Below are 24,531 nucleotides of genomic sequence, written 5' to 3'. Positions count from 1 at the left end.
ACTGAACGCGACCGCCCACCGCCCAGGCCCCCTGCTCAGCGCAGCGGCAGCCGCTCCGCGCCGTCGCGCTCGTCCGCCGGCCGGGGCCCGAGGATCCGGCGGTCGGCGGCCGCGATCCGGACGTCGTTGATGCTGGCCTCGCGGCGGCGCATCAGGCCGTGCGGGTCGAACTCCCACAGCTCGTTGCCGTAGCTGCGCCACCACTGGCCGTCGTCGTCGTGCCACTCGTACTGGAAGCGGACGGCGATCCGGTCCTGCTCGAACGCCCACAGGCTCTTGCGGAGGGCGTACTCGTGCTCGCGGGCCCACTTGGCGGCGAGGAAGGCGGTGATCTCCGCGCGGCCGGTGACGAAGGCGTCGCGGTTGCGCCAGACCGAGTCGGGTGTGTAGGCGAGCGCGACGCGGTGCGGGTCGCGGGAGTTCCAGGCGTCCTCGGCGGCCTGGACCTTGATCAGGGCGCTCTCACGGGTGAACGGCGGGTGGGGCGGACGGTCCTCGGGCACTGCGGTCTCCTCGGCGAGTGGAGCAGGTGGAGAACGTACGTTCTCCAGGTTCGGGGTCTACGCTAGGGAACGACCGTTCTCCACGTCAAGGACCACCGGAAGGGAGAGCCCGGATGCCCGCCCCGCTCACCGAGGAACAGGCCAGGCAGGACAGCGCGGCGCTGCTGGACGCCGCCGAGGCGCTGTTCTACGAGAAGGGCATCCGCGCCGTCGGCATGGACGAGGTCCGCGCCGCCTCCGGCCTGCCGCTCAAGCGGATCTACCGGCTGCACCCCGCCAAGGACGACCTGGTGGTGGCCGTGCTGCGCCGCCGCGACGAGCGCTGGCGCGGCCGGCTGGTCGCCGCCGTCGAGGCGGAGGGCGATCCGCGCCGGCGGCTGCTGGCCGCGTTCGACTGGCTGGCCGGGTGGTTCGCCGAACCCGGCTACCGGGGCTGCGCCTGGATCAACGCCTTCGGCGAGCTGGGCCCGGCCTCCCCGGCGGTGCTGGCGGAGGTCCGCGCGCACAAGGAGGCCTTCCACGGTCACCTCGCCGAGTGGTCCCGCGCGGCGGGGCTCGCCGATCCGGCGCCCGTCCGGCTGCTGGCGGAGGGGGCCATCGTGACGGCTGCGATCAGCGGCGACCCGGCCCCGGCCGGGCAGGCCAGGGTCGCCGTCGAGGCGATGCTGGCCGCCGCAGGGTGACGCCGGTCGGTATTTGAATACCGTTCGCCTGCTAGCGTGTCGCTGTCCGCCGCCGGTATTCAAATACCGGCGCACCCTTCGACCGGGCGGCGCCGCCGCCGTTCAGGGAGCCGTGCCGTGATCGAGCTGAAGACCCCGCAGGCGATCGAGAAGATGGCCGTCACCGGCCGGTTCGTCGCCGACACGCTGACCGAGCTGTCCGAGCTCGCCGAGGTCGGCCGCGACGTGATGGACCTGGAGCTGCGCGCCCGCAAGCTGATCGAGAAGCGCGGCGCGGTCTCCTGCTACTGGGACTACGCCCCCTCCTTCGGGCGCGGGCCGTTCCGCAACGTGATCTGCCTGTCGGTGAACGACGCGGTCCTGCACGGGCAGCCGCACCCCTACGTGCTGCGCGACGGCGACGTGCTCACCCTGGACTTCGCGGTCTCGGTGGACGGCTGGGTGGCCGACTCCGCCCTCACCGTCATCGTCGGCACCCCCGCCGAGCAGGACGTCCGCCTGGTGGAGTCGACCCGGGCCGCACTGGACGCCGCGATCGCCGCCGCCGTCCCCGGCAACCGGATCGGCGACATCTCCGCCGCCATCGCCGCCGTCGGCCAGGACGCCGGCTACCGGATCAACACCGACTTCGGCGGCCACGGCCTGGGCCGCACCATGCACGAGGACCCGCACGTCGCCAACGTCGGGCGGCCCGGCCGCGGCCTGGAGCTGCGCCCCGGGCTGACGCTGGCGCTGGAGCCGTGGTGGTGCGCGGGCACGGCGAAGCTGAAGGTCGACCCGGACGGCTGGACGCTGCGTTCCGCGGACGGCTCGCGGGGCGCGCACGCCGAGCACACCGTGGCGATCACCGAGGACGGCCCGCGGGTGCTCACCGGCCGCTCCTGAGGCGGCAGTTCGGCCACCGTGCGTGAGCGCGTGGTGGACGCCGGGTGGCCGTTGTGGCCCGGGCCATAGCCGGACGGCCGGACGGTGGGCAGCGGGTCGGCCGGTCGTCACGCGGAGTGCGCGGTTCCCCGCCGATCGGCGGCCCGAACCGGTGAGGCCCGTCACAGCGGTCGGGGGCCGGGCCCGGAAAATCGCGGTCCGGCCGGCCCGAGAGGGGCGCTGTACCGCCGGTAACAAGGCCCTGACCTGGGTAAACCTTTGAATGCTTGGACTTCGGCCGAAGCCCCCGTAGCTTCGTAACCAGTGCAGGGCGCACTACCCGGGATTCACCCGAACCAACGCCCCGGCGCGGCAGACCAGCCGCCCGCACGGGCAGGGTGACCGCGACGGAGAGCCAGTCGGCCATCGACGGCGCCGTCCGATCCACAAGGCAGCGAAACGGTTGGCCCCCAAGGGCCCCTGGTTCCGCCTTGCCTGCCCGGGGCATCCGAAAGGAATCGCATGATCTTCCGTAACGAGACCGCCGCCACCACGACCGCCACCACCGCCGAGAAGGGCAGCCGCAGCCGCAACCGCGTCCGGGCCGCCGTCGTGGCGGGCACCGCGGTGGCCGTTCTCCCGGTGGCCGGCCTCGTGGCGGCGACCTCGGCCTCGGCCGCGGACGTGTCCACCTGGGACAAGGTCGCCCAGTGCGAGTCGACCGGCAACTGGTCGATCAACACCGGCAACGGCTTCTACGGTGGCCTGCAGTTCACCTCCTCCACCTGGGCCGCCTTCGGCGGGACCGCCTACGCCCCGCAGGCCGACCAGGCCACCAAGGCGCAGCAGATCGCCGTCGCCGAGAAGGTGCTGGCCTCCCAGGGTCCCGGCGCCTGGCCGGTGTGCTCCGTGCAGGCGGGTCTGACCGCGGGCGGCGCCGCTGCCCAGGTCGACACCTCGTCCTCGGCCGCGAGCTCCACCAGCTCGACCACCGCCGACTCCACCAGCGCCGCCACCAAGTCCTCGAAGCCGGCCACCACCTCGACCGACGCCGAGTCCACCAACACCAGCAGCACCACCTCGTCCGCCGACCGGGGCAACCAGTCCTGGAAGAAGCACCACACCGCCGCGAAGACCGACGGCGGCAGCTACACCGTGAAGTCCGGTGACACCCTGGGCGCCATCGCGGCCGCCAACGGCACCACCGTCGACGCGCTGTTCAACGCCAACGCGCAGACCATCGGCGCCAACCCGGACGTCATCTACCCGGGCCAGGTCCTCTCCGTCTGAGCTGACTGACAGCTCCCGGACCGGGCCGCGGGGCCACCCGCAGCAACGCCGACGGCCGCCCCTCATGTCGGGAGGGGCGGCCGTCGGCGTTCCGGCGTGCGCGGACCGGCTCAGTCGAACCGGTCCGGCTCGGCCGCGTCGATCAGCTCGCGCAGCGCCGGACGGTCACGGAAGGCGGCGGAGAGCAGCGCCCCCAGTTCGCGCAGCGCCGCCGCGTCCTCGCCGTAGGCGACGAACATGCCGGCCTCCGGGTCGTACCCGAACCGCCCCTCCAGCTGCGGCGCCCGCGAGCGGACGGCCGAGCGGGCCACCGCCTCCCAGCCGTAGCCGCCGTTGTGCTGACCGGCCGCCTCGAACACCTCGTCCACCTCGGACATCCGATCGTCCGTCAGCATCAGGCAGTACGAACCGGGCCGGTGGTCGTACTCGAAGAACACCAGCGGGGCGTAGGTCTCACGATCAGTCATGGCCCGGACGCTACCGGCGGCCACCGACACCGTCCCCGTTCAGCGGGGCAGGACCTCCTCGACGGCGCTGGTGCCCGAGCCGGGCCGGGACTCCCACCGCCAGGTCTCGTCCAGCCGCAGCCGCCCGTCCGGCAGCCGGGTCAACACGCTCACGCAGTGGCCGGAGTTGGTCTCGCCGGACCGGTTCAGCTGCACGTAGCGGAAGTCGACGGTGTCGCCGACCCGGGTGCCGACCAGGTGCCCGTGCACCACCTCGCCGCCCCGGTAGTCGGCCCACACCAGCCCGTCCGACTCGTGGTAGGCGAACCGGGTGGCACGGCCGACCTCGCCGTCCGCGGGACGAGACACCGGCGCGAACTCCAGTCCGTCGAGCGAGGGCAGCGCGGACAGCATGAGCGGGCTCCTTCGGCCAGGCGTGGGGGGTGCGGACAGTCGACCACGCCGCCCCGCCCCGCCACCGACCTTTCCGCATGGTGGGACATGAGCGGGGCTCGGCTTCGCGCCCGGACGGCCGACAACTCCTGTGCCCGGGAAGCTCCGTGGTCGAACTCTCGCGCGGTGCGCGGCCGCCGGCCGGGGGCGAGCGGCGGGGCTACTCCTTGTCCGGTGGAGCACCGCGCTCCGGCGGATCCTCGAATTCGACCTCGATGTGCTGTTCCGGGCGGCGCTCCTCCTGCTCGGCGAGCGAGGCGAGGACCTGCTCGTCCGGCCCCGTCAGCGGGGGCTGGAGCAGCGAGCGGGGCCACAGCCGGCGTGCCAGCACCACGTTCCACTCGGCGGCGTAGACGGTGATCTGCGCCGCCAGGTACAGCCAGGACAGCAGGCCGATCACGGTGGCGAAGAAGCCGTAGACCGCGGTCGCGTGCCGCAGTTGATGGGCCACCAGCACCGCGCCGAACGCCTGCAGGACGGTGAACAGCGGGCCGGCGAGCGCGCTGCCCGGCAGCAGTGCCCCGGTCCGCACCTCTCGCGGGGTCAGGATGCGCAGGCACGCCGCGAACAGCCCGGCGTTCACCACCGCCGACAGCAGCAGTCCGCCCACCCGCGCGAACGGCCCGGCCGGGGCCGCGCCGACCAGGGACGCCGCGGCCGTCGACAGCAGCAGCCCGGTGCCCAGCGCCCCGAACAGCAGCAGGCTGCGCGCCAGCCGGGGCCAGTAGCCGGGCCGTCGCACCCCGGGGACGTTCCACACCTCGGCCATCGTGTGCTGCAGCACCTGCGCGATCCCGAGCGCGCCGTACAGCAGCCCGGCGACGCCGATCGCCAGCGCCAGGCCGCTGCCCTGCACCGAGTGCACGTTCTCCCGCAACTGGTCGCCGATGATCGGGAAGTCGGCCAGCGCCGAGTCGACCACCGCCTGCTGCGCCCCGGGGTGACCGTGCAGCACGAAGCCGAGCACGGTCGACAGCAGGAGCAGCAGCGGGATCAGCGACACGAAGCCGTAGTAGGTGATCAGCGCGGCCAGCAGTCCGCCCCGGTCGTCGCCGTACTTCTTCACCAGCGCGACCACCACGGCCAGCGGCCGGCGCCGTTGCTGGGTGCGGTCGAGCGCCCGCAGCGCACTCTCGATCGGATTCACGACACCGGCTCCTCCCACGCGGGCGGTGGCTGCCGCCGCACCTGCGTATGCCCGCCCCGCGGGTGTGAATCCGCGGGGCGCGGAAAGGCGGCACCCGGCCGCCGGGCGCCCGCCCGCCGGCCGCGACGGACGCGAGGAGGCGGGAACGTGTGGTGGAGCGCGGTACGGCTGGTGGTGGCCGGCGCGGCGGTGGGGGTGGTGCTGTACGGGCTGGACCGGGTCGTCGAGCTGGCGGCGCGCCGGCTCGCCGCCCGGCCCGCGCCGTCCGCGGCCCTGCCCGGGCTGCTGCGCGGGTGCCGGCGGCCGATGCTCGCCGTCGCGGCCTGCGGGCTGATGCTCGCCGCCCAGCCGTGGGTGCGCTCGCCCGGCGGCGTCGCCCACCTGCTGGTGCTCGCCACCATCGGCTCCTGCGGGTGGCTCACCGCGCGGGCCGCCGCGCTGCTGCTCGACGGCGCCGTCCGGCTAGCGGTGCGCCGCCGCGACCCCGGCTGGGCCGGCCGGGCCCGCACCCAGGCCGGGCTGCTCGGACGGATCCTGCAGGCGGCGATCGCGCTGCTCGCGCTGGCCGCGATGCTGATGACCTTCCCCGCCGTGCGGGTGGTCGGCACCAGCCTGCTCGCCTCCGCCGGACTGGTCGGCGTGGTCGCCGGCATCGCCGCGCAGAGCGCCCTGTCCAACCTGTTCGCCGGCATCCAGATGGCCTTCGGCGACCTGGCCCGGATCGGCGACGTGGTGGTGGTCGGCGGCGAGTGGGGCACCGTCGAGGAGATCACCCTCACCGCGGTGGTGATCGCCACCTGGGACCAGCGCCGGATCGTCATGCCGATGTCCTACTTCGCGGGCCGCCCGTTCGAGAACTGGTCCCGCCGCACCGCCCGGATCACCGGCACCGCCCTGCTCCACCTCGACCACAGCACCCCCGTGGACCGCCTCCGCGAGGAGTTCGAGTCCTACCTCGCCAAGAACCCCCGCTGGGACGGCGAGGGCAGCGCCCTGCAGGTCGTCGACACCACCCCCACCACCCTGGTCGTCCGCGCCCTCGCCACCGCCGCCAACGCCGACGACGCCTTCGCCCTCCGCTGCGACCTGCGCGAGCACCTCATCGGCTACCTCCGCGAACACCACCCGAACGCGCTGCCCCGCCTCACCGTCGCGAGCCCGCCGCAGTGACCTCCCCGCCGTGCGCTCCGCCGTGCGGGCCTCGGGTGACGGGGCGTCAGGGGCGGACGATCCACAGGTCGGCGCGGGTGTAGGTGTCGAGCGCGGGCTCGTCGCCGCGGGCCAGCAGCGGTGCCAGCACGCAGACCACGCGGCCGCCGAGGTGCCGCTCCTCGGCGGCCAGCCAGCGGGAGAGCCAGAGCATCGCGACGGCGGGGCCGGCCAGCGCCATGCCGGCGGGGACGCCCGTGACGACGCCGATGCCGGCGCCGGCCGCCAGGGCCAGCACCAGGGGGAGCGTGAGGTTGCGCGAGTGCAGGTCGAACTCCTCGGCGTCCGGGACGACCTCCAGCCCCGGCGGGGGAGCGGTCACCTCCGCCAGGCGCCGGGTGAGGCTCGCGCGCAGGCCCCGCAGACCGGCCAGGAAGGTCACCCCGAACAGCAGCGCGGCCACGATGGCGGCCTGCCCGCCCGACGGCCCCCACAGGAACACCGGAACGCAGCTGACCAGCGCCACCGGCAGGGCCAGCGCCGCCTGGATCCGCGCCGAACCGACAAGTCCCACCAACCGCAGGCCACTGCTCATGAACCATTCCCCCGTTCGATCACGACCGCGAAATCCTAACGACCGCCCCGCCCGCCCGTCGCGCGTTTTGGCCCCCCGTTCGGACGCGGTCGGCTCAGAGGTAGTCCTCCAGGCGGGCGATCGCGAAGCCCTGGGCGGTGGCGGTGTCGACCACCCGGCGGAGCATGTCGGGCATGTCGCCCTTCCAGTCGGCGGAGGGGGCGCGGAAGTGGGTGAGGACGATGTCGCCGGGGTGGAGCTTCTGGTCGGCGTAGCGGTACTCGACGCGGTCGGGGAAGGCCTCCTCGTTCCAGAGCGGGACGGCGGTGATGCCGCAGGAGGCGGCGGTGCGCAGGGCGGCGTCGGTGTACTCGCCGTAGGGCGGGCGGAACAGGCGCGGGCGGGCGCCGGTCTCCTGCTGGAGGCGGTCCTGCTGGCCGCAGATCTCGTGCTGCAGGGCGTCCGGGCCGAGGCGGCGCAGGTCGGGGTGGGTGAGGGTGTGGTTGTTGAGCGCCACGCCCCGGTCGCGCATGGTGCGGAAGTAGCCGTAGTCGGACCGCGCCAGGTAGTCGGAGAGGAACGCGGACATCGGGACGCCCAGCTCGGCGGCCATGGCGGCGAACCGCGGGTCCTTCTCGGCGCCGTCGTCCACGGTCAGGAACACCACGTTGTCGGTGGTCGGGACGCGGTACACCACGGGCGGCAGCCCGGGGGAGCGCTTCACGCCGGGCCCCTCGGCCAGCTCGGGCTTGACCGCGGGTGGGGCCGGAGCTTTCAGCGGAAGCGCGGCCAGGCCCCAGCGGCGGGCCGTCGCCACGGCCTGTTGGAGGGTCAACTCCTGTTCCTCGCGGCCGAGTCGCCCGTTCATCTCCTGCCGGGCGGCGGCCTGTGGGAGGGCGGCGGGAGCGGCGGCCGGCGCGGCGGCGGGCGGCGCGGCGTGGGTGGGCTGCGGGCCGGCCGGCGGGTTGAGGTCCTCGGTGCGTACGGACGAGCAGCCGACGGCGAGGGTGGCGAGCGCGGCGAGGGCGGCCAGGTTGCGGCGGCGCGGGTGGTGCGGGCGGCGGGCCCGGCCCGGGCGGTGCGGGTGGGCGGTTCGAGCGAGCAGGGTCGGCATACCGGCGGATGATCCCCTTGTCGTACCGGTAGTACCGCGACGCTCCGCTCTGTCACCCGGACGGCTCGCCGCCGTCCCCCGTTTGACTCGCCCCTGGGGGCGGCGTACAGAGAAGAACATGCGCCCGGCAGTCCCGGCGGACGCCTCCGACCCGCAACCGCCACCGCAGAGCGACCCGGCGACGCGCACCGGCCCCACCCCGGACGACGCCCGCCCGCGATGGGACGCTGCCGCCGAACCCCTGCTCACCGACGGCCTGCTGCGAGCCGTCCGCACCACCTCCGCCTACGGCGGCGTGCTCTACCTGCGCTCCGCCGACCGCCGCTCACTGGTGGTGGCCGCCGTCGTCGGCATCCCGCTGCGCCTGCTCGAACCGTTCCACCGGATCGCCGTCGCCGCGCCGCTCCCCGTCGCCGACTCCTACCGCGGCGGCCGCACCATCGTGCTGGCCGACGCCGAGGACACCATGCGCCGCTACCCGCGGCTGGCCGTCGGACTGCCCTACGCGCGCGCCTCCGCCACCACCCCCGTCACCGCCGGCGACCAGACCTTCGGCGTGATCGCCGTCTTCTGGCCCTCCGACGGCACCCGCCCGCCCGCCGCCACCCGCCGCCAGCTGCGCACCGCCGGCAACCGGCTCGCCACCGGCCTGCTCCCCTACGGCGACCGGCTCGCCGCCGAGGGGCAGCCCGCCGTGGTGCTGCTCCCCGAACCCGACGGCGACGGCATCCGGCTCGGCTTCTTCGACTGGGACCTCACCGACAACCACCTCACCGTCGACCGAAGCCTGCGCGAGATCCTCGGCCTGCGCCGCTTCGACGGCCGCGGCGCCACCCTGCTGGACCGGATCGCCCCCGAGGACGTCGCCGAACTGCGCCACGCCGCCCGCGAAGCCGCCCGGCTCGGCCGCCCGTTCACCCACCGGGTCCGGCTGCGCGACCCCGGCGGCGGCATCCGGCGGCTCCACCTGCACGGGCACCCCGTCGCCGAACCCGCCCGGCTGGTGGTCGCCGTGGTCGACGCCACCGCCGCCGCGGCCGCCACCGCCGCCACCGAACGGCTGCGCGACGGCGTGTTCGCGCTCGACCCGGACGGGCGGGTCGGTTACGTCAACCGCAGCGCCGAACTGCTGCTGCACGCCACCCGCGACGACCTGATCGACCGCCGCCCCTGGGACGTGCTGCCCTGGCTCGCCGACCCCGCCTACGAGGACCGCTACCGCTCCGCGATGCTCTCCCAGCAGCCCACCGCGTTCCTCGCCCGCCGCCCGCCCGACCACTGGCTGGCCTTCTCGCTCTACCCCGACGCGCACGGCCTCACCGGCCGCATCGTGCCCGCCGCCCCCAGCGAGGACACCACCCTGCCGGAAGCCCCGCCGCCCACCCCGGCGCCCGTCGGCAGCGTCTACCACGTGCTGCAACTCGCCTCCGCGCTCACCGAGGCGGTCACCGTCCGGGAGGTCGCCGACAGCGTCATCGAACAGATCCTGCCCGGCTTCGGCGGCCAGGAACTCGCCCTCTACCTCGCCCGCGGCGGACGGATGCACCTGGTCGCGGAGAGCGGTTACCCGCCGGGGTTCCTCGAACCCTTCGAAGGCACCCCCATCCGCACCCGGCTGCCCGGCACCGAAGTGTTCACCAGCGGCGCACCGGTGTTCTTCGAATCCGAACGGGAACTCGCCGCCGCCTACCCCGGGATCGCCAGGGACGAGATGCGCGCCTGGGCGTTCCTCCCGCTGATCGCCTCCGGCCACCCCGTCGGCAGCCTCATCCTCGGCTTCGACCGGCCCCGCTCCTTCACCGCCGAGGACCGCTCCGTCCTCACCGCCCTCGGCGGCCTGATCGCCCAGGCCCTCGAACGCGCCCGCCTCTACGACGCCCAGTCCGCCGTCGCCCGCGGCCTCCAGGAAGCCCTGCTCCCGCACCGCCTGCCCGCCGTCCCCGGCCTGGAGACCGCGGCCCGCTACCTGCCCGGCACCCGCGGCATGGACATCGGCGGCGACTGGTACGACGTCATCCCCGGCCGCGACGGCGTCTTCCTGATCATCGGCGACGTCGAGGGGCACAGCGTCAAGGCCGCCGCGCTGATGGGCCAACTCCGCAGCGCGGTCCGGGCGTTCGCCAGTGGGGACGACCCCGTCCGGACCGTCGCCCGACGCACCAACCACCTCCTCGTCGACCTCGACGCCGGGCTGCTCGCCTCCTGCTGCCTGCTCCGCCTCGACCCCGCCGGCGGCACCCTGCACGCCGTCCGGGCCGGCCACCCCCCGCCGCTGCTGCGCGAACCCGGTGGCCGCACCACCCAACTCGACCTGGCCGGCGGCCCCCTGCTCGGCATCGACCACGACCTCGACTTCCCCGTCACCGAGATCCGCCTGCCGCCCGGCTCCACCCTCGTCCTCTACACCGACGGCCTGGTCGAATCCGCCACCGCCACCATCACCGAGGGCATCGACCGCCTCCGCACCACCCTCGCCCACGCCACCACCCCCGCCCTCGAACCCCTCGCCGACCTCCTCCTCGGCCAAGCCCGCCACCGCGACCACCGCGCCGACGACGTCGCCATCCTCATCGCCCGCCTGACGGCCGACCGACGGTGAGCGACCGCCCGTGCTGCGACCTTGCCGACCGGGTTGCGGGGTGGAGCGGGGTGCGACGGCGGGCGCTGCCCGAGGGCTGAACGGCAGGGAGGGGCAGCCTGTCGGTCGACCGGCGGTGAGCGACGGCCCGTGCGCCGCGACCTTGCCGGCCGGGTGGCTTGGCGGGGGTGCGACGTTGGTTGGTGGGGTGGGGCGACTTTCGGGGGCGGTGGGTGGGGTGAGGGGTGGTTAGGGTCGGGGGTGATCGGTGAGTGGGTGGGGCGGGCGGTGCCGGGGCCGTGGGGGTGGCGGGCGGTCGTCCGGGAGGTGCTGGGCGGGCTGCTGGTGTGTGCACTGGCGGGGTTGTTCCAGGCGGGGGACGACGGGGGGTGGCCGTCGGGGCTGGTGGTGGGCGCGTCGGCGGTGCTGTTCGCGTTGCGGCGGGGCCTGCCGGGCCCGGTGCTGGTGGTGGCGGCGGCGGGCGTCGGCGGCCCGAGCGGCTTCCTGCCGCTGCTGGTCACGGCCGGCTACTCGGCGGGCCGCCGGCTGAACCGCCCGTGGCAGGCCCCGGCGGTGTTCGCGCTCGGTTTCCTCGGCACCGTCGCCGTGGGCCTGCTGCAGAACCGGCGCGACCACTTCCCGCTGCCCGCCCTGCTGGGGCTGTGCGTGGCGGGGTTCCTGCTGGTGGGCGTGCTGCCGGCGGTGTTCGGACGGTACCGGGCGCAGCGCACCCAGCTGTTGGACAGTCTGCGCCAGCGCAACGAGCAGCTGGTCCGGGAGCGGGTGATGATCGCCCATCAGGCCCGGCTGCGGGAGCGGCACCGGATCGCCCAGGACATGCACGACAGTCTCGGCCACCAGTTGGCGCTGATCGCCGTGCACACCGGCGCGTTGCAGGTGGACCGGACGCTGGGGGAGCCGCAGCGGGAGGCGGTGGAGGTGTTGCGGCAGGCGGCGACCGGCGCGATGCGGGAGCTGCGCGAGGTGGTCGGCCTGCTGCGCGAGGACAGCGCGACGGTGCCCGGCGGGGTGGACGCCATCGACCGGCTGGCCGACACCTCGCGGGCGGCGGGCACCGAGGTGGGGCTGCGCAGCGAGGGCGCGCCGCGGGAGATCTCCGCGCCGACCGGCCACGCCGCGTACCGGATCGCCCAGGAGGGTCTGACGAACGCGCACAAGCACGCGCCGGGTGCGCCGATCGTGCTGACGGTCCGTTACGAGCCGGACACCCTGGTGGTGGAGGTGGTGAACGGCCCGGGCGGGGACGGCGCGGCGGCGGTGTCCGGCGGGCAGGGGCTGACGGGGTTGCGGGAGCGGGCCCGGCTGCTGGGCGGGATCGTCCACGCGGGCCCGACGCCGGACGGCGGCTTCCGCCTCGCGGGGCTGCTGCCGTACACCACGGACGGCGCGGCGGCCGCCCTGCCCGCCGATCTGGAGGACGAAGAACTTTCGGCGCTGGCAGGGGAGTTGATCGGTCCGGAGAAGCGCCGCCGGAGCCCCGGCCTGGGGTGCGCGCTGGGGGCGTTCGCGGTGCTGGGCGTGGTGGGGCTGCTGGTGGTGATCGGTGTGCTGCTGTTCGTCAACTCGCTGCGGGACGCGACGGTCCCGCTGAAGCTGTACGACGCGATCGAGGTCGGGCAGTCCGAGGAGAGCGTCAACAACCGGCTGCCGATCGGCAGCGAGTTCCTGACCGGCGGCTTCCGCAAGATCGGACCGCCGGTGCCGGACGGCGCGCACTGCCGCTGGTTCGCCAGCGACAAGGAGAGCGGGATCGACAGCGACCAGGACGTGGTGCGGTTCTGCTTCCGGGACGGCGCGCTGGTGGAGAAGCAGCACTTCCATGGCAAGGTGTAGGCGGTCCGGGCGGTGTGGTCCGGTGGCGGGGGCGAAGGGAAGTCCGTGCAGTGATCCGTGTGCTGGTGGCCGACGACGAGCCGCTGATCCGGGCCGGCATCCGGATGATCCTCACCTCCGCCGAGGACATCGAGGTGGTGGGCGAGGCCCCGGACGGCGCCGAGGCGCTCCGGCTGGCGCGGGCACTCGCCGCCGACGTGCTGCTGTTGGACATCCGGATGCCGGTGCTGGACGGTCTGAGCGCGCTCGCCGAACTGCCCCGGGCGGCCCCCGGCACCCGGGCGATCGTGCTGACCACCTTCGGCGAGCGCGAGAACGTGCTGCGCGCGATCACCTCCGGCGGGGCCGGGTTCCTGCTGAAGGACACCGCCCCGGCCGAGCTGATCCAGGCGGTGCGGGCCGCGGCCACCGGCCACGCCTTCCTGTCCCCGGCCGCCACCCGGCACATCGTGGACAGCCTCGCGGACGGCCCGGCGGCCGCGCGCGGCGAGCAGGCCAGACGGAAGCTGGCGGTGCTCACCGCACGCGAACGCGAGGTGGTCGACCTGCTCGGCGAGGGGCTGTCGAACGCCGACACCGGCGCCCGCCTGCACATGAGCGAGGCCACCGTGAAGACCTACGTCAGCCGGATCCTCGCCAAACTGGCCTGCGAGAACCGGGTGCAGGCCGCCCTGCTGGCCCGCGACGCCGCACTCTGACGGGCCGTCAGGTCATGCCCGGGCCCGGCCCGGGCGTCAGATCCCGGGTTCGGCGGGTTCGATGCCCAACTGTTCGGCCCGCTCGCGGTACGCCCTGCGAATCGCGGCGAGCGCCCGCGGCCGGTCCGGGTCGGCCGGGTCGATCGCCGAGGCGACCGCCAACGCCTCTTCCATCAGCCGCAGTTGGATGTCCCGGCGGAGCACCACCGGGTAGTGCTTGGTCAGTTCGACCGCCGCCAGCGCCAGCCGCGGCAGGTGCACCGCGGGGTTGACCCGGGCCAGCAGGCGGTGCGCCCGGTAGGCCTGCCAGGGGGTGGGGGGTTCACTGCCGGCCAGCAGAACCCGGGCGCGCAGTGCAAGGTCCTGATCCACGTGTGCGGACACACGGCTCCCATCGACTCGTCCAAGGGGGGAATGCGGACGAGTCTGCGGCCCGACCGGCCGCCCGGACAAGGGAGTTCGGATGTGCGCTCGCTCCTACCGCGAACGCCGCTGAACAGGCAGAATGGTGTCGGTACGCTGCCGCCGGGGTCGATCGGCGGTCCGCCGGGCTCACGCGGTGGGCGTGCTCCCGGCCGCGGCTCCGGCGAGCCGCCGCTCGATCGCGTCCAGTTCGGCGGAGACCTGCGCCCGCAGGGCGGGCAGCAGGGTCAGCGCAGCCCGCGCGGCGTCCGGGTCCGGGTCCGGGTCCTGGTGCGCGGCGGCGACCGCGGCCCGCAGCGGCAGCACCGCCAGGGCCGTCTCCCACGCCGTGCGGTGCACGCCCGTCGCGTAACGGGAGGTCAGGTACTCCAGCGGGGCGAGCGCCAGCGCGTCCCGGTCGGCGGGGCCGGCCAGCCGGTGCTCGGGGAGCAGCCAGGCCACCCCGTTCCGCGCCACCAGGTCGAATGCCCGGGACAGGTCGGGGGCGGCCAGGCCGCGCACCGACTCGGCGGTGGCTGCCGTCAACAGCCGCTCCAGCATGGCCGCTTCGCGCGGATCGGCGGTCCGGTCCGGGTGGTCCCGGTCGGCCAGCAACTGCTCCAGGTGGTAGCGCTGGCCCCAACTGCCCTCCGACCGGTGCATCGCCCCGGCCCGGGTCTCCCGGATCGCGGCCAGCACCAGCGCCCGGGTGGTCAGGTCGCGCCGCACCGCGAACCCGTCCCCGTCCGGGAACAGCCGCTCCAGCGCACAGCGGACCGAGTCCACCGTCGGCCCGTCGTACCAGCGCAGCGTCCAGCGGCGGCCGGCCGGCTCGTACTGCGGCTCCACCGGGACGCGGAACTGCACCGACAGGCGGTCGGCCACCCGTCGGGCGTGCGGCCCGCGCTGCGGCTGCCCGCCCGCGCGCCGCGGCTGCCCGCCGGAGCGGGGTTCGCCGCCGGGCCCGGCGGCGGGCCGCGCCGGGGGCTCCGGGGTGCGCTCGGCGGTGAGCTCGACCGTGAGCTCGGGGGTGCGTTCGGGGGTGCCCATGGCCGGAGACTAACCACGTCCGCACCGGGCGGCGGGCGACGCGCGGGCCGGCTCAGCCGTTCGCCGCAGTCGCCGCCGCCGCGACGGGCGCCATCCGGGGCGCCGGGACGACCGGCGCGACCGGCCGGGTCGCGCGCGCGGCCTGACGGGCCGTCGAGGGCGGCCGGACCGCCGCCGTCGTGAACACGATCGCGGCGAGCCGGGCGGCCGAGGCACGCGGCAGCAGCACCGCGGAGGCCACCCCGGACGGCAGCGGCGCGTCGGCCGTCACCAGGGCGCGCAGCGCCGCCGCGGCCCGGCGGTGCCGGGCGAACGCGTACCTGGACACCCGGCGGCCGCGTCGGCGCTGCCCGTCCGCGGCCTGCTCGGCGCTGGCGTCCAGCAGCAGCAGGTGCACCCGGCGGCCCTGCCCGGCGGTGGCCCGGGCGATCGCCCGGCGCACCCACGGCAGCGTGCCGCAGTCGTGCACCACCAGCGGGCCGCCGGCGCGTATCGCCGCCCGCAGGCCCAGGTAGTGGGCGAGCCGGACCAGCGGGCGGTACAGCGCGTACGGAACGCCCGGCAGCGCGGCGGCGAACCGGGCCCGGGTGTGCTGGGAGTCGATCACCCGGGCCCGGGCGCAGCGCTCCATCAGGGTGCTCTTGCCGCTGCCGGGCAGGCCGGACACCACCAGCACGTCGTCCGCGGGGTAGGACAGCACGGCCGGGGCCGGACGGTCCGTCAGGTCGTGGCGCGCGTGCGGGCGCAGCTGTGGATGCACACGGTCCTCCTCGGGAGAGTGTCACTCAAAGAGAGTGCCAAGAGAGCGTCATGCCAACGTCATGCCCGGGGCAAGCCGTTCCAGACCTGCGGCGATGCGGCTGTGACCCGGCTGTTTCCGATCCCGGACACCCTGGGCGAAATCCGCCGGATGATCCGTGGCAGGGTGGTCCGATGCGAAACGCCCCGCGCGGTCGGACGGTTCGGCGGTTGGACGGGGCAGAGGGAAGGGGTGGGGGAACATGAGGTTCTGCTTCCTGGTCGAGGAGCACTACCGCAACGACGGGATGCCGCTGGCCGTGGTGCACCACCTGCGGGCCACCGGACACCGGGTCGACGTGCTGCGGCCCGGCGCCGACCTGCTCGACCTCGCCAAACTGGTGCGCGGCGGCAAGCACGACGCCTGGGTGCTGAAGACCGTCTCCGGCGGCCCCGGCCTCGGCCTGCTGGAGTCCGCCGCCGCGGCCGGGCTGACCACCGTCAACGACGCCCGGGCGATCCGCCCCGTCCGCGACAAGGCGCAGGCCGCGGTGGTCGCCGCCCTGCACGGCCTGCCGATGCCGCGGACCTGGGCCGCCGCCGACCCGGCCGCGTTCGCCGCGATACCCGGCCGGCGCTGGCCGCTGGTGGTCAAGCCCGCCGACGGCTCGTCGGGGCGCGCCGTCCACCTGGTCGAGCACCCCGGGCAGCTCGCCAGGATCGCCGCCGCCGACGGCGGGCTGCTGATCGCCCAGCCGTACGTGCCCAACGACGGCCTCGACCTCAAGGTGTACTGCGCGGGCGGCGAACTCTTCGCCACCCAGCGCACCTCCCCGCTGCACCCGCACCAGCCCGCCACCGAACGCCCCGTGCCGGTCCCGCGCGAGGTCGCCGCGCTCGCCGCCCAGGTCGGCGAGGTGTTCGGCCTCGACCTGTACGGCCTGGACGTGCTGCTCGGCCCCGACGGCCCCGTGGTCGTCGACATCAACGACTTCCCGAGCTTCCGTCAGGTCCCGCGCGCCGTCGAGCGGGTCGCCGACGCCGTGGTCCGGCTGGCCCGCACCGGCTCCTCCTGGCCGACCCCCGGCGCGGGCTCGCTGCTCACCCCGGACCCGGCCCCGGCCCCGGCCGCGCAGGCCGCCCGGTGACGGGTCTGCGGGTCGCGGTGCTGACCCGCGACCTCGACCACCCGCTGCTCGCCGCCACCCGTGCGCTGCTCGCCGCCGCCGGCCACACCATGGTCCCGGCCGGGCCCGCCCCCGACGCCGACCTGTTGCTGCTCAAGGCCCGCGACGCCGACGCCCTGCAACTCGCCCGCCGCTACGAGGAGTCGGGCCGGCCCGTGCTCAACTCGGCGGAGGCCACCGCGTTCTGCCAGGACCGGGTCGCGATCGAGGAGCGGGCCCGGGCCGCCGGGATCCCGTTCGCCGCGACGCTCGGCACCGGCGTCCTCGGCCGACTCCCGTGGACCGCACCGGTGGTGGTCAAGAGCCGGCGCAGCCGCAAGACCGATCTGGTGGCCCGCGTCGAGACGCCCGACCAGTGGGCGGAGATCGCCGCCCGCTGGCCGGGCGAACCCGTCCTCACCCAGCAGCCCGTCACCGGCGACGGCTGGGACCGCAAGGTCTGGGTCGTCGACGGCCGGGTCTTCGCCGAGCAGCGCCGCTCCGAACTCGACCCCGTCGCGCCCGAACGCCGCCCCTGGACCCCCGACCCGACCGAGACCGCCCTCGCCCTCGCCGCCGGCCCCGCCTACGGCCTCCAGGTCTACGGCGTCGACCTGCTCCCCGGCCCGGACGGCCCGATCGCCGTCGACGTCAACGCCTTCCCCGGCATCCGCCACCAGCCCGGCGCCCCCGAAGCCCTCGCCGCCCTGATCCTCCGCACCGCCCGCCCCTGACCCGCCCCACCGGTTCCCCGCCCGCCCCCGCTCCGGCCTGTCGTTCTGTCCTGTCCCTGTCGTGACCTGCTCGTTCGCCTCTGGCGCATTCCCGCCCCGCGGGCCCGACCGCGGCCGGTCGTCTGCGAGAATCGCGGGGCGGAGCGACGGACGAGGAGGAGCGCGGTGCGCGAGGAGGGACCGCGGTCGCGGATGCCGCAGCTCAGGCTGGACGAGCTGCTGGCCGAACTGCAGGCGCGGATCGACGTGGCCCGGGGCACTCGCGACCGCGTGCACAGCCTGCTGGAGGCGGTGCTCTCGGTCGGCCGCGAGCTCGAACTCACCCAGGTGCTGCGCCGGATCGTCGAGGCCGCGGCCGTCCTCGCCGACGCCAAGTACGCCGCGCTGGGCATCATCGGCCCGGACGGCGACACCCTCTCGCAGTTCCTCACCGTCGGCCTGACCGAGGAGGACATCGCCCGGATCGGCCCGTACCCCACCGGCAAGGGACTGCTCGGCGAACTGATCCGCCACCCGCAGCCGTTGCGCCTGGACGACCTGACGCGGCACCCGGCGTCCACCGGCTGCCCCGCCCACCACCCGGAGATGCGGACCTTCCTCGGTTTGCCGGTGCGGGTCCGTGACGAGGTGTTCGGCAACATCTACCTGACCGACAAGCGCGGCGCGGCCGGCTTCGACGACGACGACGAGTCGGTGATCGCCACCCTGGCCGTCGCGGCGGGCGTCGCCATCGACAACGCCCGCCTGTACGAGGAGGCGCAGCGCCGGCAGCGGTGGCTGACCGCCACCGCCGAGATCAACCGCCGCTTGTTGTCCGGGAGTTCGCGCACCCAGGTGGTGGAGCTGATCGCCCAGCGGGCCAGTGACATCAGCGGCGCGCCGCAGGCCGACGTGCTGACCACGCTGCCCGACGGAAGCGGCCTGCGGGTGGAGCTGGCGCTGGGCGGGGCGACCGCGGAGCGGGTCGGGCTGGACGTGCCGCTGCACGGCACGCTGTCGGGCGCCGCCTGCGTCGCGGGGATCCCGATGACCTCGTACGACCTGGCCGAGGATCCGCGCTACCGGGCCGGCGCGCCGCGGTTCACCGGTCTCGGGCCGGCGGTCGCGGTGCCGCTCGGCCGGGCCGAGGGGCACACCGAGGGCGTGCTGCTGCTGGTCCGGGCGAGCGGGGAGCCGGAGTTCACCGAGCGCGAGATCGACCCGCTGCTGGGCTTCGCCGACCAGGCCGCGCTCGCCCTGGAGCTGGCCGAACGGCGGCGCGACGCCGAGCAGTTGGCGGTGCTGGAGGACCGCGACCGGATCGCCCGAGACCTGCACGACCTGGCCATCCAGCGGCTGTTCGCCACCGGCATGACGCTGCAGAGCGCGTCCCGGTTCATCGACCACCCGGGAGCGGCCGACCGGGTGCTGCGCGCCGTCGGCGACCTGGACGAGACCATCAAGATCATCCGCTCGACGATCTTCGGGCTGCGGGTCCGCGAGGCCGGCGCCGGCCAGGGCCTACGGGCCCGGGCGGTGCACGTGGTCGAGGAGGCGCAGGCCGCGCTCGGCTTCGCGCCCCGGCTGAGCATGGAGGGCCTGCTCGACACCGACGTCCCGCCCGCGGTCGCCGACCACCTGGTGGCCGTCCTCGGCGAGGCCCTCAGCAACGCCGCCCGGCACGCCAAGGCGGCCCGCGTGGAGGTCGCCCTGCAGGCCGTCGGCGGGCAGGTCTCGGTGACCGTCCGGGACGACGGCGTCGGGATCCCCGCCCAGGGCCGCCGCAGCGGCCTGCGCAACCTGGCCGAGCGCGCCCGCACCCTCGGCGGCACCCTCACCGTCACCGTCCCGCCCGCCGGCGGAACCCTCCTCAACTGGACCGCCCCGCTGGGCCACTGACGCCCCGCCCGGGCGCCGGCCGGGCCCGGATGCTCCGGGCCCGGCCGGCGGGCGTCGAATGCTCGGCGGGTCAGAAGGCCGAGGTGTAGGCGGTCAGGAACGGCGCGGCGACGGGTGTCGCCCCCGGGTTGAAGCACAGCGGGTTGAGCTTGACGGTGCCGGAGGTGCGGGTCCAGGGCAGGGCGAGCTGGCACCAGCCGGGGCCGCTGCCGTACGCGGTGACGTGCGCGGTGTCGGAGGGGACGGCGATGCCCGGCATGGTGACGGTGGCCGGGACGCCGGCGGCGAGGGCGTTGACCCCGCCGGCCGAGTTGAAGTTCGTGCCCGCCGGCACGCCCGCGTTGAACCACAGGTAGCCGAAGGACTTCGGCGGGAACGCCGGCCCGTGGACCGCCCGCTTGACCGAGTAGCTGAGCGTCCACCGCGTGTCGTAGGGGACGTTGGCGGCGTCGAAGCAGGCCACCAGGAAGGTCTGGCCGGTGGCCGACGGGAACCAGTCGGCGACCTTGCAGCGGGCGCCCTGGGCCGCGTCGACCGCGGTGACCTCGACGTTGCCGACGGGGGTGGACCCGCCGAGACCCGGCAGCCAGGCCTTCCAGATGCCGGTCGAGCCGTGGCTCGCCAGGTTCGTCCCGCCGGAGGAGTTGTACTGGGTCAGCGTGGCGCTGCTGCTCAGCCCGGAGAACAGGTAGCCGTAGTCGCCGCCCGCCGTCGAGGGCGCGCCGGTGCTGGCCGTGTACAGCACCGTGAACGGCGAGTTGCCGGGCGCGCCGGTCGGCTGGTAGCAGGACACCTTGACGTCCAGGCCGGTGCCGGCGGCGCCCCAGCCCTGGACCTGGCACCAGGTGCCGGTGCGGTTGACGGCGGTGGCGTGCGCGATGCCGCCGGGGCCGGCGATCAGCGGGAAGTGCACCACGTACGCGCCGGTGCCGACCTGGTCGACCTTGACCGGGTTGGCGGCCGGGGCGGTCCAACTGCCCCACTGGCGCGTGGTGTCGGGCACGTACCCCGGCGGCGGCGTCGGGTTGTCCAGGTACGCGAAGCCCCAGCGGTCGGGGACGGCGGCGTGCGCCGGGGCCGCCGCCGGTACGGCCACCGCCAGCAGGGCGGCCAGCAGGGCGAGTACCAGTGGGAGGGTGCGAGCGGGTCTGAACCTCGGTGCGTCGAATCGGGCGTGCATGAGCGTAACCCCCAGAGTGGTGAGGACAGGTGCTGCCTGCGTGCGGGGAGTGCGTCACAACGTCCGTGCGGCGTCGGCGAGTTGACGAGCCGCAGCGGTTCGAGCAGTTCGGGGTGAGGGAGCCCGACGGCGCGTCACATGCTAGGAGCGGCACGGCCCGCGGGCCCAGACCCCTGGCATGTCCCGGCACGGCGCATCCCGGCCGATCCCGGCGTCGCCTCCCCGCCCCCGCGTCCCCCGCCCGGCGCAGCACTCCCGGCCCGCACACCCACGCGCCCCACCAGGGCCGCGCCGTCCCACCGGACCGCCCGCGTCGACGGCCGGCCGGTGGCCGGATCGGCCCGGTTCCGCTGCCCGTTCGTGCCCGGCGGACCTCGGCTCAGCGGCCAGGAGCCGTAGCGGCCGGCGGCGGGCTCAGCGGTCGGGGGACTGCGCGGCCAGGGTCTGGGTGGCGATCACGGCGGCCTGCACGCGGCGTTCCACGCCGAGCTTGGCGAGCAGGCGGGAGATGTGGTTCTTGACGGTCTTCTCGGCGAGGTAGACGCGTTCGCCGATCTGGCGGTTGGTCAGGCCCTCGCCGATCAGGGCGAGGATCTCGCGTTCGCGGTCGGTGAGCTGCGGGAACTCGGGCGCGGGCGCGGGGGAGTCGCCGCGCAGCCGGGCCATCAGGCGGGTGGCGGCGCCGGAGTCGAGCATGGACCGGCCGGCGGCGACCGTGCGGATCGCGGTGACCAGGTCGGTGCCGCTGATCTGCTTCAGCACGTAGCCGGCCGCGCCGGCCATGATCGAGTCGAGCAGCGCCTCCTCGTCGTCGAAGGAGGTGAGCATCAGGCAGGCCAACTGCGGCAACCGGGAGCGCAGTTCGCGGCAGACCGTGACCCCGTCGCCGTCCGGCAGCCGCATGTCCAGCACCGCGACGTCGGGGCGCAGCGCGGGCACCCGGGCCAGCGCCTGTTCGACGCTGCCGGCCTCGCCGACGACCTCCAGGTCCGGTTCGGAGTCCAGCAGGTCGTGCACTCCGCGGCGGACCACCTCGTGGTCGTCCAGCAGGAACACCCTGATCGGCGCCGATCCCTCGGACATGGCAGCAACTCCTCCTCGCGATCGCGGCACCCCGCAGCGGACTGCGGACCCGCACCCCGGGAAGTCTGCCAAACCGGCCGGCTCCGCCGACAGGGCCGTCCCGTCCCGTCCGGGCGGCCGACCGGTGGACCGACCGGCCCTTGACAGTCAACGCCCGGACGTGCTCGAACCGTTCAGGGCCCGTCCGGCGGGAGCCACGGCAGGGCCCGCCCGGACCAGAGCGGCTCCACCCGCCGCCAGGAGCGCGCCCAGGAGTCCGCGGCCCGCCGCTCCAGCGCCCGCAGCCGCCAGCGCAGCGCGGCGGCGACCGTGCCCGCCAGGCTCCCGAACAGCAGCAGGCCGAGCACCGCCCCGCTGACGGCGCAGTACGGGCCGCGGGCCGGGCAGAGCAGCGCCACGACCCCGGCGGCGAGCGCGCCGCAGGGGACGAGGGCGAGGCACGCCAGGGCGACCGCCCGCCGCCGGGCCCGGTCCACCCCGCGGCGGAGCGGGTTGCGTCGCGTGGCCCGGGACCGCCGGCGGTACGGCTCCTGACGGCGGCTGAACTGGCGGCGGGTCAGTGCGCGCACGGACGGGCGGCGCGGATGGGGCACGCGCGGATTCCTCTCCTCGGCGGCGCGACCGGCCCCCCGCGGGCGGTCGCGACCGGGCCAGCGTGAACCGCGACGGGCGGTCCGCGGAAGGGCGGGAGGTCCCGGACCCGCGGCCGATGGTCCCGACACGGACAAAACGGGCCCGCCGGCCGGTATCGGCAAAGCCCTGCCCAAGGGTGTCCCAACGGACCGTCAAGTGCCGTGGACCGCCGCCGGGCTGCGCCGAACGGGGCGTTACGCTCCAGCCTGCCCCGGACGGCGGCGGGCCTGACCTACAGTGACGTGGGAGTCCGCCACCGCCAGTGACGTGGGAGTTCACCGGGCGGGCCGGCGCGCCCGGCGGGCCCGGAGCTCCCGACCCCTGCGACAGGAGCAGCAACAGTGGTGACTTCCGCCCCCGTGGACGGAGGCTCGGCCCGCCGGCGCTTCCGGGCGTGGCTGCTGGAGGGCCTGTCGGACATGGCCAAGCAGCACCCCGGTCCGCACGCCCAGGTCCAGGACCAGCACCAGGGCCAGCGCTGGTGGAAGGTCATGTGCCTGACCGGCCTGGACTACTTCTCCACCCTCGGATACCAGCCCGGCATCGCCGCGCTCGCCGCCGGACTGCTCTCCCCGGTCGCCACCATCGTGCTGGTCGCCGTCACCCTGTTCGGCGCGCTGCCGGTCTACCGCAGGGTCGCCCAGGAGAGCCCGCACGGCGAGGGCTCGATCGCCATGCTGGAACGGCTGCTGTCGTTCTGGAAGGGCAAGCTGTTCGTCCTCGCCCTGCTCGGCTTCGCCGCCACCGACTTCATCATCACCATCACGCTGTCCTCCGCCGACGCCACCGCCCACCTGGTGGAGAACCCGCACCTGACCGGCGCGCTGACCGGTCATCAGGTCCTGATCACCCTGCTGCTGATCGCCGGCCTCGGAGCGGTCTTCCTGAAGGGCTTCAGCGAGGCCATCGGCGTGGCGATCGTGCTGGTCGGCGTCTACCTGGCGCTGAACGTGGTGGTCGTCGCGGTCGGCCTCTGGCACGTGGTCACCGCGCCCTCGCTGGTCACCGACTGGACGCACGCGCTGAGCGTCGAGCACGGCAACCCGATCGCGATGATCGGCGTCGCCCTGGTGGTGTTCCCCAAGCTCGCGCTCGGCCTGTCCGGGTTCGAGACCGGCGTCGCGGTGATGCCGCACATCGAGGGCGACCCGGCGGACACCGAGGAGCGGCCCACCGGGCGCATCCGCGGCGCCCGCAAGCTGCTCACCACCGCCGCCGTGATCATGAGCTGCTTCCTGATCACCACCAGCTTCATCACCACCCTGCTGATCCCCGCGCAGGACTTCGAACCCGGCGGCCCCGCCAACGGCCGCGCCCTCGCCTACCTCGCCCACCACTACCTGGGCGGCGCGTTCGGCTCGGTCTACGACCTCTCCACCATCGCCATCCTCTGGTTCGCCGGCGCGTCCGCGATGGCCGGCCTGCTCAACCTGATGCCCCGTTACCTGCCGCGCTACGGCATGGCCCCGCACTGGGCGCGCGCGGTGCGCCCGATGGTGCTGGTGCTCACCGCGATCGCCTTCCTGATCACCTGGCTGTTCGACGCCGACGTGGACAAGCAGGGCGGCGCCTACGCCACCGGCGTGCTGGTGCTGATCACCTCCGCGGCGATCGCCGTCACCATCGCCGCCCGGGCCGCCCGGCAGCGCAACTGGACCATCGGCTTCGCGGTCATCGCCGCGGTGTTCGTCTACACCACCGCCATCAACATCGCCGAGCGCCCCGACGGCGTGAAGATCGGCGCCTGCTTCATCGCCGGGATCGTGCTGGTCTCGCTCGCCTCCCGCCTCGCCAGGGCCTTCGAACTGCGGGTCACCGACGTGCGCCTGGACGAGGTCGCGGAGCGCTTCGTGCGCGACACGGCGCACCGCACGATCCGCTTCATCGCCAACGAGCCGGCCGGCCGGGACCTCGCCGAGTACCGCGAGAAGGTGCACCAGATCCGCGCCGACAACGACATTCCGGCCGAGGACGACCTGGTCTTCGTCGAGGTCACCGTGCTCGACCCGTCCGACTTCGAGGCCGAGCTGAAGGTCCGCGGCGAGGTCCTGCACGACCGCTACCGGGTGCTGACGCTCCAGCACTCCAGCGTCCCGAACGCGCTCGCCGCGATACTGCTGCACGTCCGCGACACCACGGGCCAGCTCCCGCACATCTACTTCGAGTGGACCGAGGGCAACCCGTTCGCCCAGTTCATGCGGTTCTTCCTGTTCGGCCAGGGCGAGGTGGCCCCCGTCACCCGCGAAGTCCTCCGCGAGGCCGAACCCGACCGCGCCCGCCGCCCCCGGGTCCACGTCGGCTGACCGGGCCGCCG

At 75.0% G+C, this 24,531-nt stretch carries 23 protein-coding genes; 11 read left to right on the top strand and 12 right to left on the bottom strand.

The annotated features are described in order from the left end of the window. Positions 1-35: 35 nt before the first annotated feature. Positions 36-503 (bottom strand): nuclear transport factor 2 family protein, encoded by a 468-nt coding sequence (locus tag BX266_RS04660; protein ID WP_099897652.1) that lies wholly within the window; start codon positions 501-503, stop codon positions 36-38. A gap of 113 nt (positions 504-616) precedes the next feature. Here BX266_RS04660 and BX266_RS04655 point away from each other — a divergent pair, with 113 nt between their 5' ends. The 3 genes from BX266_RS04655 to BX266_RS04645 all read left to right on the top strand — a co-directional run bounded on the left by BX266_RS04655 (position 617) and on the right by BX266_RS04645 (position 3,340). Continuing rightward, on the top strand, positions 617-1,186 hold the full coding sequence (locus tag BX266_RS04655) for a TetR/AcrR family transcriptional regulator (protein ID WP_099897651.1): 570 nt from the start codon (positions 617-619) through the stop codon (positions 1,184-1,186). A 117-nt stretch (positions 1,187-1,303) separates the two neighbouring features. Beyond that, positions 1,304-2,071 carry a type I methionyl aminopeptidase gene (gene map, locus BX266_RS04650; protein ID WP_099897650.1) on the top strand — a complete coding sequence of 256 codons (768 nt, stop codon included), beginning with the start codon at positions 1,304-1,306 and terminating at the stop codon, positions 2,069-2,071. Positions 2,072-2,572: 501 nt separating this feature from the next. Next, positions 2,573-3,340 (top strand): transglycosylase family protein, encoded by a 768-nt coding sequence (locus BX266_RS04645; protein WP_099897649.1) that lies wholly within the window; start codon positions 2,573-2,575, stop codon positions 3,338-3,340. 110 nt (positions 3,341-3,450) lie between these two features. Here BX266_RS04645 and BX266_RS04640 read toward each other — a convergent pair whose 3' ends face one another. The 3 genes from BX266_RS04640 to BX266_RS04630 form a co-directional block, all read right to left on the bottom strand. Further along, positions 3,451-3,807 (bottom strand): immunity 51 family protein, encoded by a 357-nt coding sequence (locus tag BX266_RS04640; RefSeq protein ID WP_099907398.1) that lies wholly within the window; start codon positions 3,805-3,807, stop codon positions 3,451-3,453. Between the two features lie 39 nt (positions 3,808-3,846). Beyond that, positions 3,847-4,200 carry a hypothetical protein gene (locus BX266_RS04635; RefSeq protein ID WP_099897648.1) on the bottom strand — a complete coding sequence of 118 codons (354 nt, stop codon included), beginning with the start codon at positions 4,198-4,200 and terminating at the stop codon, positions 3,847-3,849. A 199-nt stretch (positions 4,201-4,399) separates the two neighbouring features. Next, positions 4,400-5,386, bottom strand: a complete 987-nt coding sequence (locus tag BX266_RS04630) for a YihY/virulence factor BrkB family protein (protein ID WP_180290378.1) — start codon at positions 5,384-5,386, stop codon at positions 4,400-4,402. Positions 5,387-5,533: 147 nt separating this feature from the next. Between BX266_RS04630 and BX266_RS04625 the strand changes: the two genes are divergently transcribed. Next, a complete protein-coding gene (locus BX266_RS04625) occupies positions 5,534-6,556 on the top strand; it encodes a mechanosensitive ion channel family protein (protein WP_099897646.1) in 1,023 nt (340 codons plus the stop codon). 46 nt (positions 6,557-6,602) lie between these two features. On the opposite strand, the gene BX266_RS04620 is transcribed toward BX266_RS04625, so the two are convergent. After that, positions 6,603-7,130 (bottom strand): hypothetical protein, encoded by a 528-nt coding sequence (locus BX266_RS04620; protein ID WP_099897645.1) that lies wholly within the window; start codon positions 7,128-7,130, stop codon positions 6,603-6,605. A 94-nt stretch (positions 7,131-7,224) separates the two neighbouring features. Then, entirely contained in the window at positions 7,225-8,223 is a 999-nt protein-coding gene (locus BX266_RS04615; RefSeq protein ID WP_099897644.1) for a polysaccharide deacetylase family protein, read from the bottom strand. Between the two features lie 118 nt (positions 8,224-8,341). Between BX266_RS04615 and BX266_RS04610 the strand changes: the two genes are divergently transcribed. The 3 genes from BX266_RS04610 to BX266_RS04600 all read left to right on the top strand — a co-directional run bounded on the left by BX266_RS04610 (position 8,342) and on the right by BX266_RS04600 (position 13,353). Then, positions 8,342-10,822: a SpoIIE family protein phosphatase gene (locus BX266_RS04610; protein ID WP_099897643.1), complete on the top strand. Its 2,481-nt coding sequence runs from the start codon at positions 8,342-8,344 to the stop codon at positions 10,820-10,822. 240 nt (positions 10,823-11,062) lie between these two features. Further along, positions 11,063-12,655: a sensor histidine kinase gene (locus BX266_RS04605; RefSeq protein WP_259464542.1), complete on the top strand. Its 1,593-nt coding sequence runs from the start codon at positions 11,063-11,065 to the stop codon at positions 12,653-12,655. A 50-nt stretch (positions 12,656-12,705) separates the two neighbouring features. Further along, positions 12,706-13,353 (top strand): response regulator transcription factor, encoded by a 648-nt coding sequence (locus BX266_RS04600; protein ID WP_099897642.1) that lies wholly within the window; start codon positions 12,706-12,708, stop codon positions 13,351-13,353. A 36-nt stretch (positions 13,354-13,389) separates the two neighbouring features. On the opposite strand, the gene BX266_RS04595 is transcribed toward BX266_RS04600, so the two are convergent. From BX266_RS04595 to BX266_RS04585, 3 genes are all read right to left on the bottom strand, one after another. Continuing rightward, on the bottom strand, positions 13,390-13,737 hold the full coding sequence (locus BX266_RS04595; RefSeq protein ID WP_143686860.1) for a hypothetical protein: 348 nt from the start codon (positions 13,735-13,737) through the stop codon (positions 13,390-13,392). A 168-nt stretch (positions 13,738-13,905) separates the two neighbouring features. After that, positions 13,906-14,805, bottom strand: a complete 900-nt coding sequence (locus tag BX266_RS04590) for a hypothetical protein (protein ID WP_099897640.1) — start codon at positions 14,803-14,805, stop codon at positions 13,906-13,908. Positions 14,806-14,857: 52 nt separating this feature from the next. Next, entirely contained in the window at positions 14,858-15,565 is a 708-nt protein-coding gene (locus tag BX266_RS04585) for an AAA family ATPase (protein WP_099897639.1), read from the bottom strand. 241 nt (positions 15,566-15,806) lie between these two features. Between BX266_RS04585 and BX266_RS04580 the strand changes: the two genes are divergently transcribed. The 3 genes from BX266_RS04580 (at position 15,807) to BX266_RS04570 (ending at position 19,321) form a co-directional block, all read left to right on the top strand. Then, complete coding sequence (locus BX266_RS04580) at positions 15,807-16,691, top strand: RimK family alpha-L-glutamate ligase (RefSeq protein ID WP_099897638.1); 885 nt, start codon at positions 15,807-15,809, stop codon at positions 16,689-16,691. After that, positions 16,688-17,443, top strand: coding sequence for a RimK family alpha-L-glutamate ligase (locus tag BX266_RS04575; RefSeq protein ID WP_310794769.1), 756 nt, complete (start codon positions 16,688-16,690; stop codon positions 17,441-17,443). Before BX266_RS04580 ends, BX266_RS04575 begins: the two co-directional genes overlap by 4 nt. Positions 17,444-17,635: 192 nt before the next feature. Then, entirely contained in the window at positions 17,636-19,321 is a 1,686-nt protein-coding gene (locus BX266_RS04570; RefSeq protein ID WP_099897637.1) for a GAF domain-containing sensor histidine kinase, read from the top strand. A gap of 70 nt (positions 19,322-19,391) precedes the next feature. On the opposite strand, the gene BX266_RS04565 is transcribed toward BX266_RS04570, so the two are convergent. The 3 genes from BX266_RS04565 to BX266_RS04555 all read right to left on the bottom strand — a co-directional run bounded on the left by BX266_RS04565 (position 19,392) and on the right by BX266_RS04555 (position 22,177). Continuing rightward, positions 19,392-20,501, bottom strand: a complete 1,110-nt coding sequence (locus BX266_RS04565; protein ID WP_099897636.1) for a hypothetical protein — start codon at positions 20,499-20,501, stop codon at positions 19,392-19,394. A gap of 414 nt (positions 20,502-20,915) precedes the next feature. Beyond that, positions 20,916-21,584 carry a response regulator transcription factor gene (locus tag BX266_RS04560; protein ID WP_099897635.1) on the bottom strand — a complete coding sequence of 223 codons (669 nt, stop codon included), beginning with the start codon at positions 21,582-21,584 and terminating at the stop codon, positions 20,916-20,918. 173 nt (positions 21,585-21,757) lie between these two features. Beyond that, positions 21,758-22,177: a hypothetical protein gene (locus BX266_RS04555; RefSeq protein WP_099897634.1), complete on the bottom strand. Its 420-nt coding sequence runs from the start codon at positions 22,175-22,177 to the stop codon at positions 21,758-21,760. Positions 22,178-22,636: 459 nt separating this feature from the next. Here BX266_RS04555 and BX266_RS04550 point away from each other — a divergent pair, with 459 nt between their 5' ends. Continuing rightward, positions 22,637-24,520: an amino acid transporter gene (locus BX266_RS04550; protein WP_259465048.1), complete on the top strand. Its 1,884-nt coding sequence runs from the start codon at positions 22,637-22,639 to the stop codon at positions 24,518-24,520. Positions 24,521-24,531: the final 11 nt, after the last annotated feature.

This window comes from Streptomyces sp. TLI_171 (genome assembly GCF_003610255.1).
Lineage (GTDB): Bacteria > Actinomycetota > Actinomycetes > Streptomycetales > Streptomycetaceae > Kitasatospora.
This window is presented reverse-complemented; position numbering and strand designations above follow the sequence as displayed.

What these genes read in the sequence shown, in the direction of transcription:
- BX266_RS04615 (WP_099897644.1), bottom strand. Translation starts at nt 8,223, where the DNA reads ATGCCGACCCTGCTCGCTCGAACCGCCCACCCGCACCGCCCGGGCCGG.
- BX266_RS04610 (WP_099897643.1), top strand. Translation starts at nt 8,342, where the DNA reads ATGCGCCCGGCAGTCCCGGCGGACGCCTCCGACCCGCAACCGCCACCG.
- BX266_RS04655 (WP_099897651.1), top strand. Translation starts at nt 617, where the DNA reads ATGCCCGCCCCGCTCACCGAGGAACAGGCCAGGCAGGACAGCGCGGCG.
- BX266_RS04635 (WP_099897648.1), bottom strand. Translation starts at nt 4,200, where the DNA reads ATGCTGTCCGCGCTGCCCTCGCTCGACGGACTGGAGTTCGCGCCGGTG.
- BX266_RS04550 (WP_259465048.1), top strand. Translation starts at nt 22,637, where the DNA reads ATGGCCAAGCAGCACCCCGGTCCGCACGCCCAGGTCCAGGACCAGCAC.
- BX266_RS04570 (WP_099897637.1), top strand. Translation starts at nt 17,636, where the DNA reads ATGCCGCAGCTCAGGCTGGACGAGCTGCTGGCCGAACTGCAGGCGCGG.
- BX266_RS04640 (WP_099907398.1), bottom strand. Translation starts at nt 3,807, where the DNA reads ATGACTGATCGTGAGACCTACGCCCCGCTGGTGTTCTTCGAGTACGAC.
- BX266_RS04590 (WP_099897640.1), bottom strand. Translation starts at nt 14,805, where the DNA reads ATGGGCACCCCCGAACGCACCCCCGAGCTCACGGTCGAGCTCACCGCC.
- BX266_RS04645 (WP_099897649.1), top strand. Translation starts at nt 2,573, where the DNA reads ATGATCTTCCGTAACGAGACCGCCGCCACCACGACCGCCACCACCGCC.
- BX266_RS04580 (WP_099897638.1), top strand. Translation starts at nt 15,807, where the DNA reads ATGAGGTTCTGCTTCCTGGTCGAGGAGCACTACCGCAACGACGGGATG.
- BX266_RS04565 (WP_099897636.1), bottom strand. Translation starts at nt 20,501, where the DNA reads ATGCACGCCCGATTCGACGCACCGAGGTTCAGACCCGCTCGCACCCTC.
- BX266_RS04620 (WP_099897645.1), bottom strand. Translation starts at nt 7,130, where the DNA reads ATGAGCAGTGGCCTGCGGTTGGTGGGACTTGTCGGTTCGGCGCGGATC.
- BX266_RS04560 (WP_099897635.1), bottom strand. Translation starts at nt 21,584, where the DNA reads ATGTCCGAGGGATCGGCGCCGATCAGGGTGTTCCTGCTGGACGACCAC.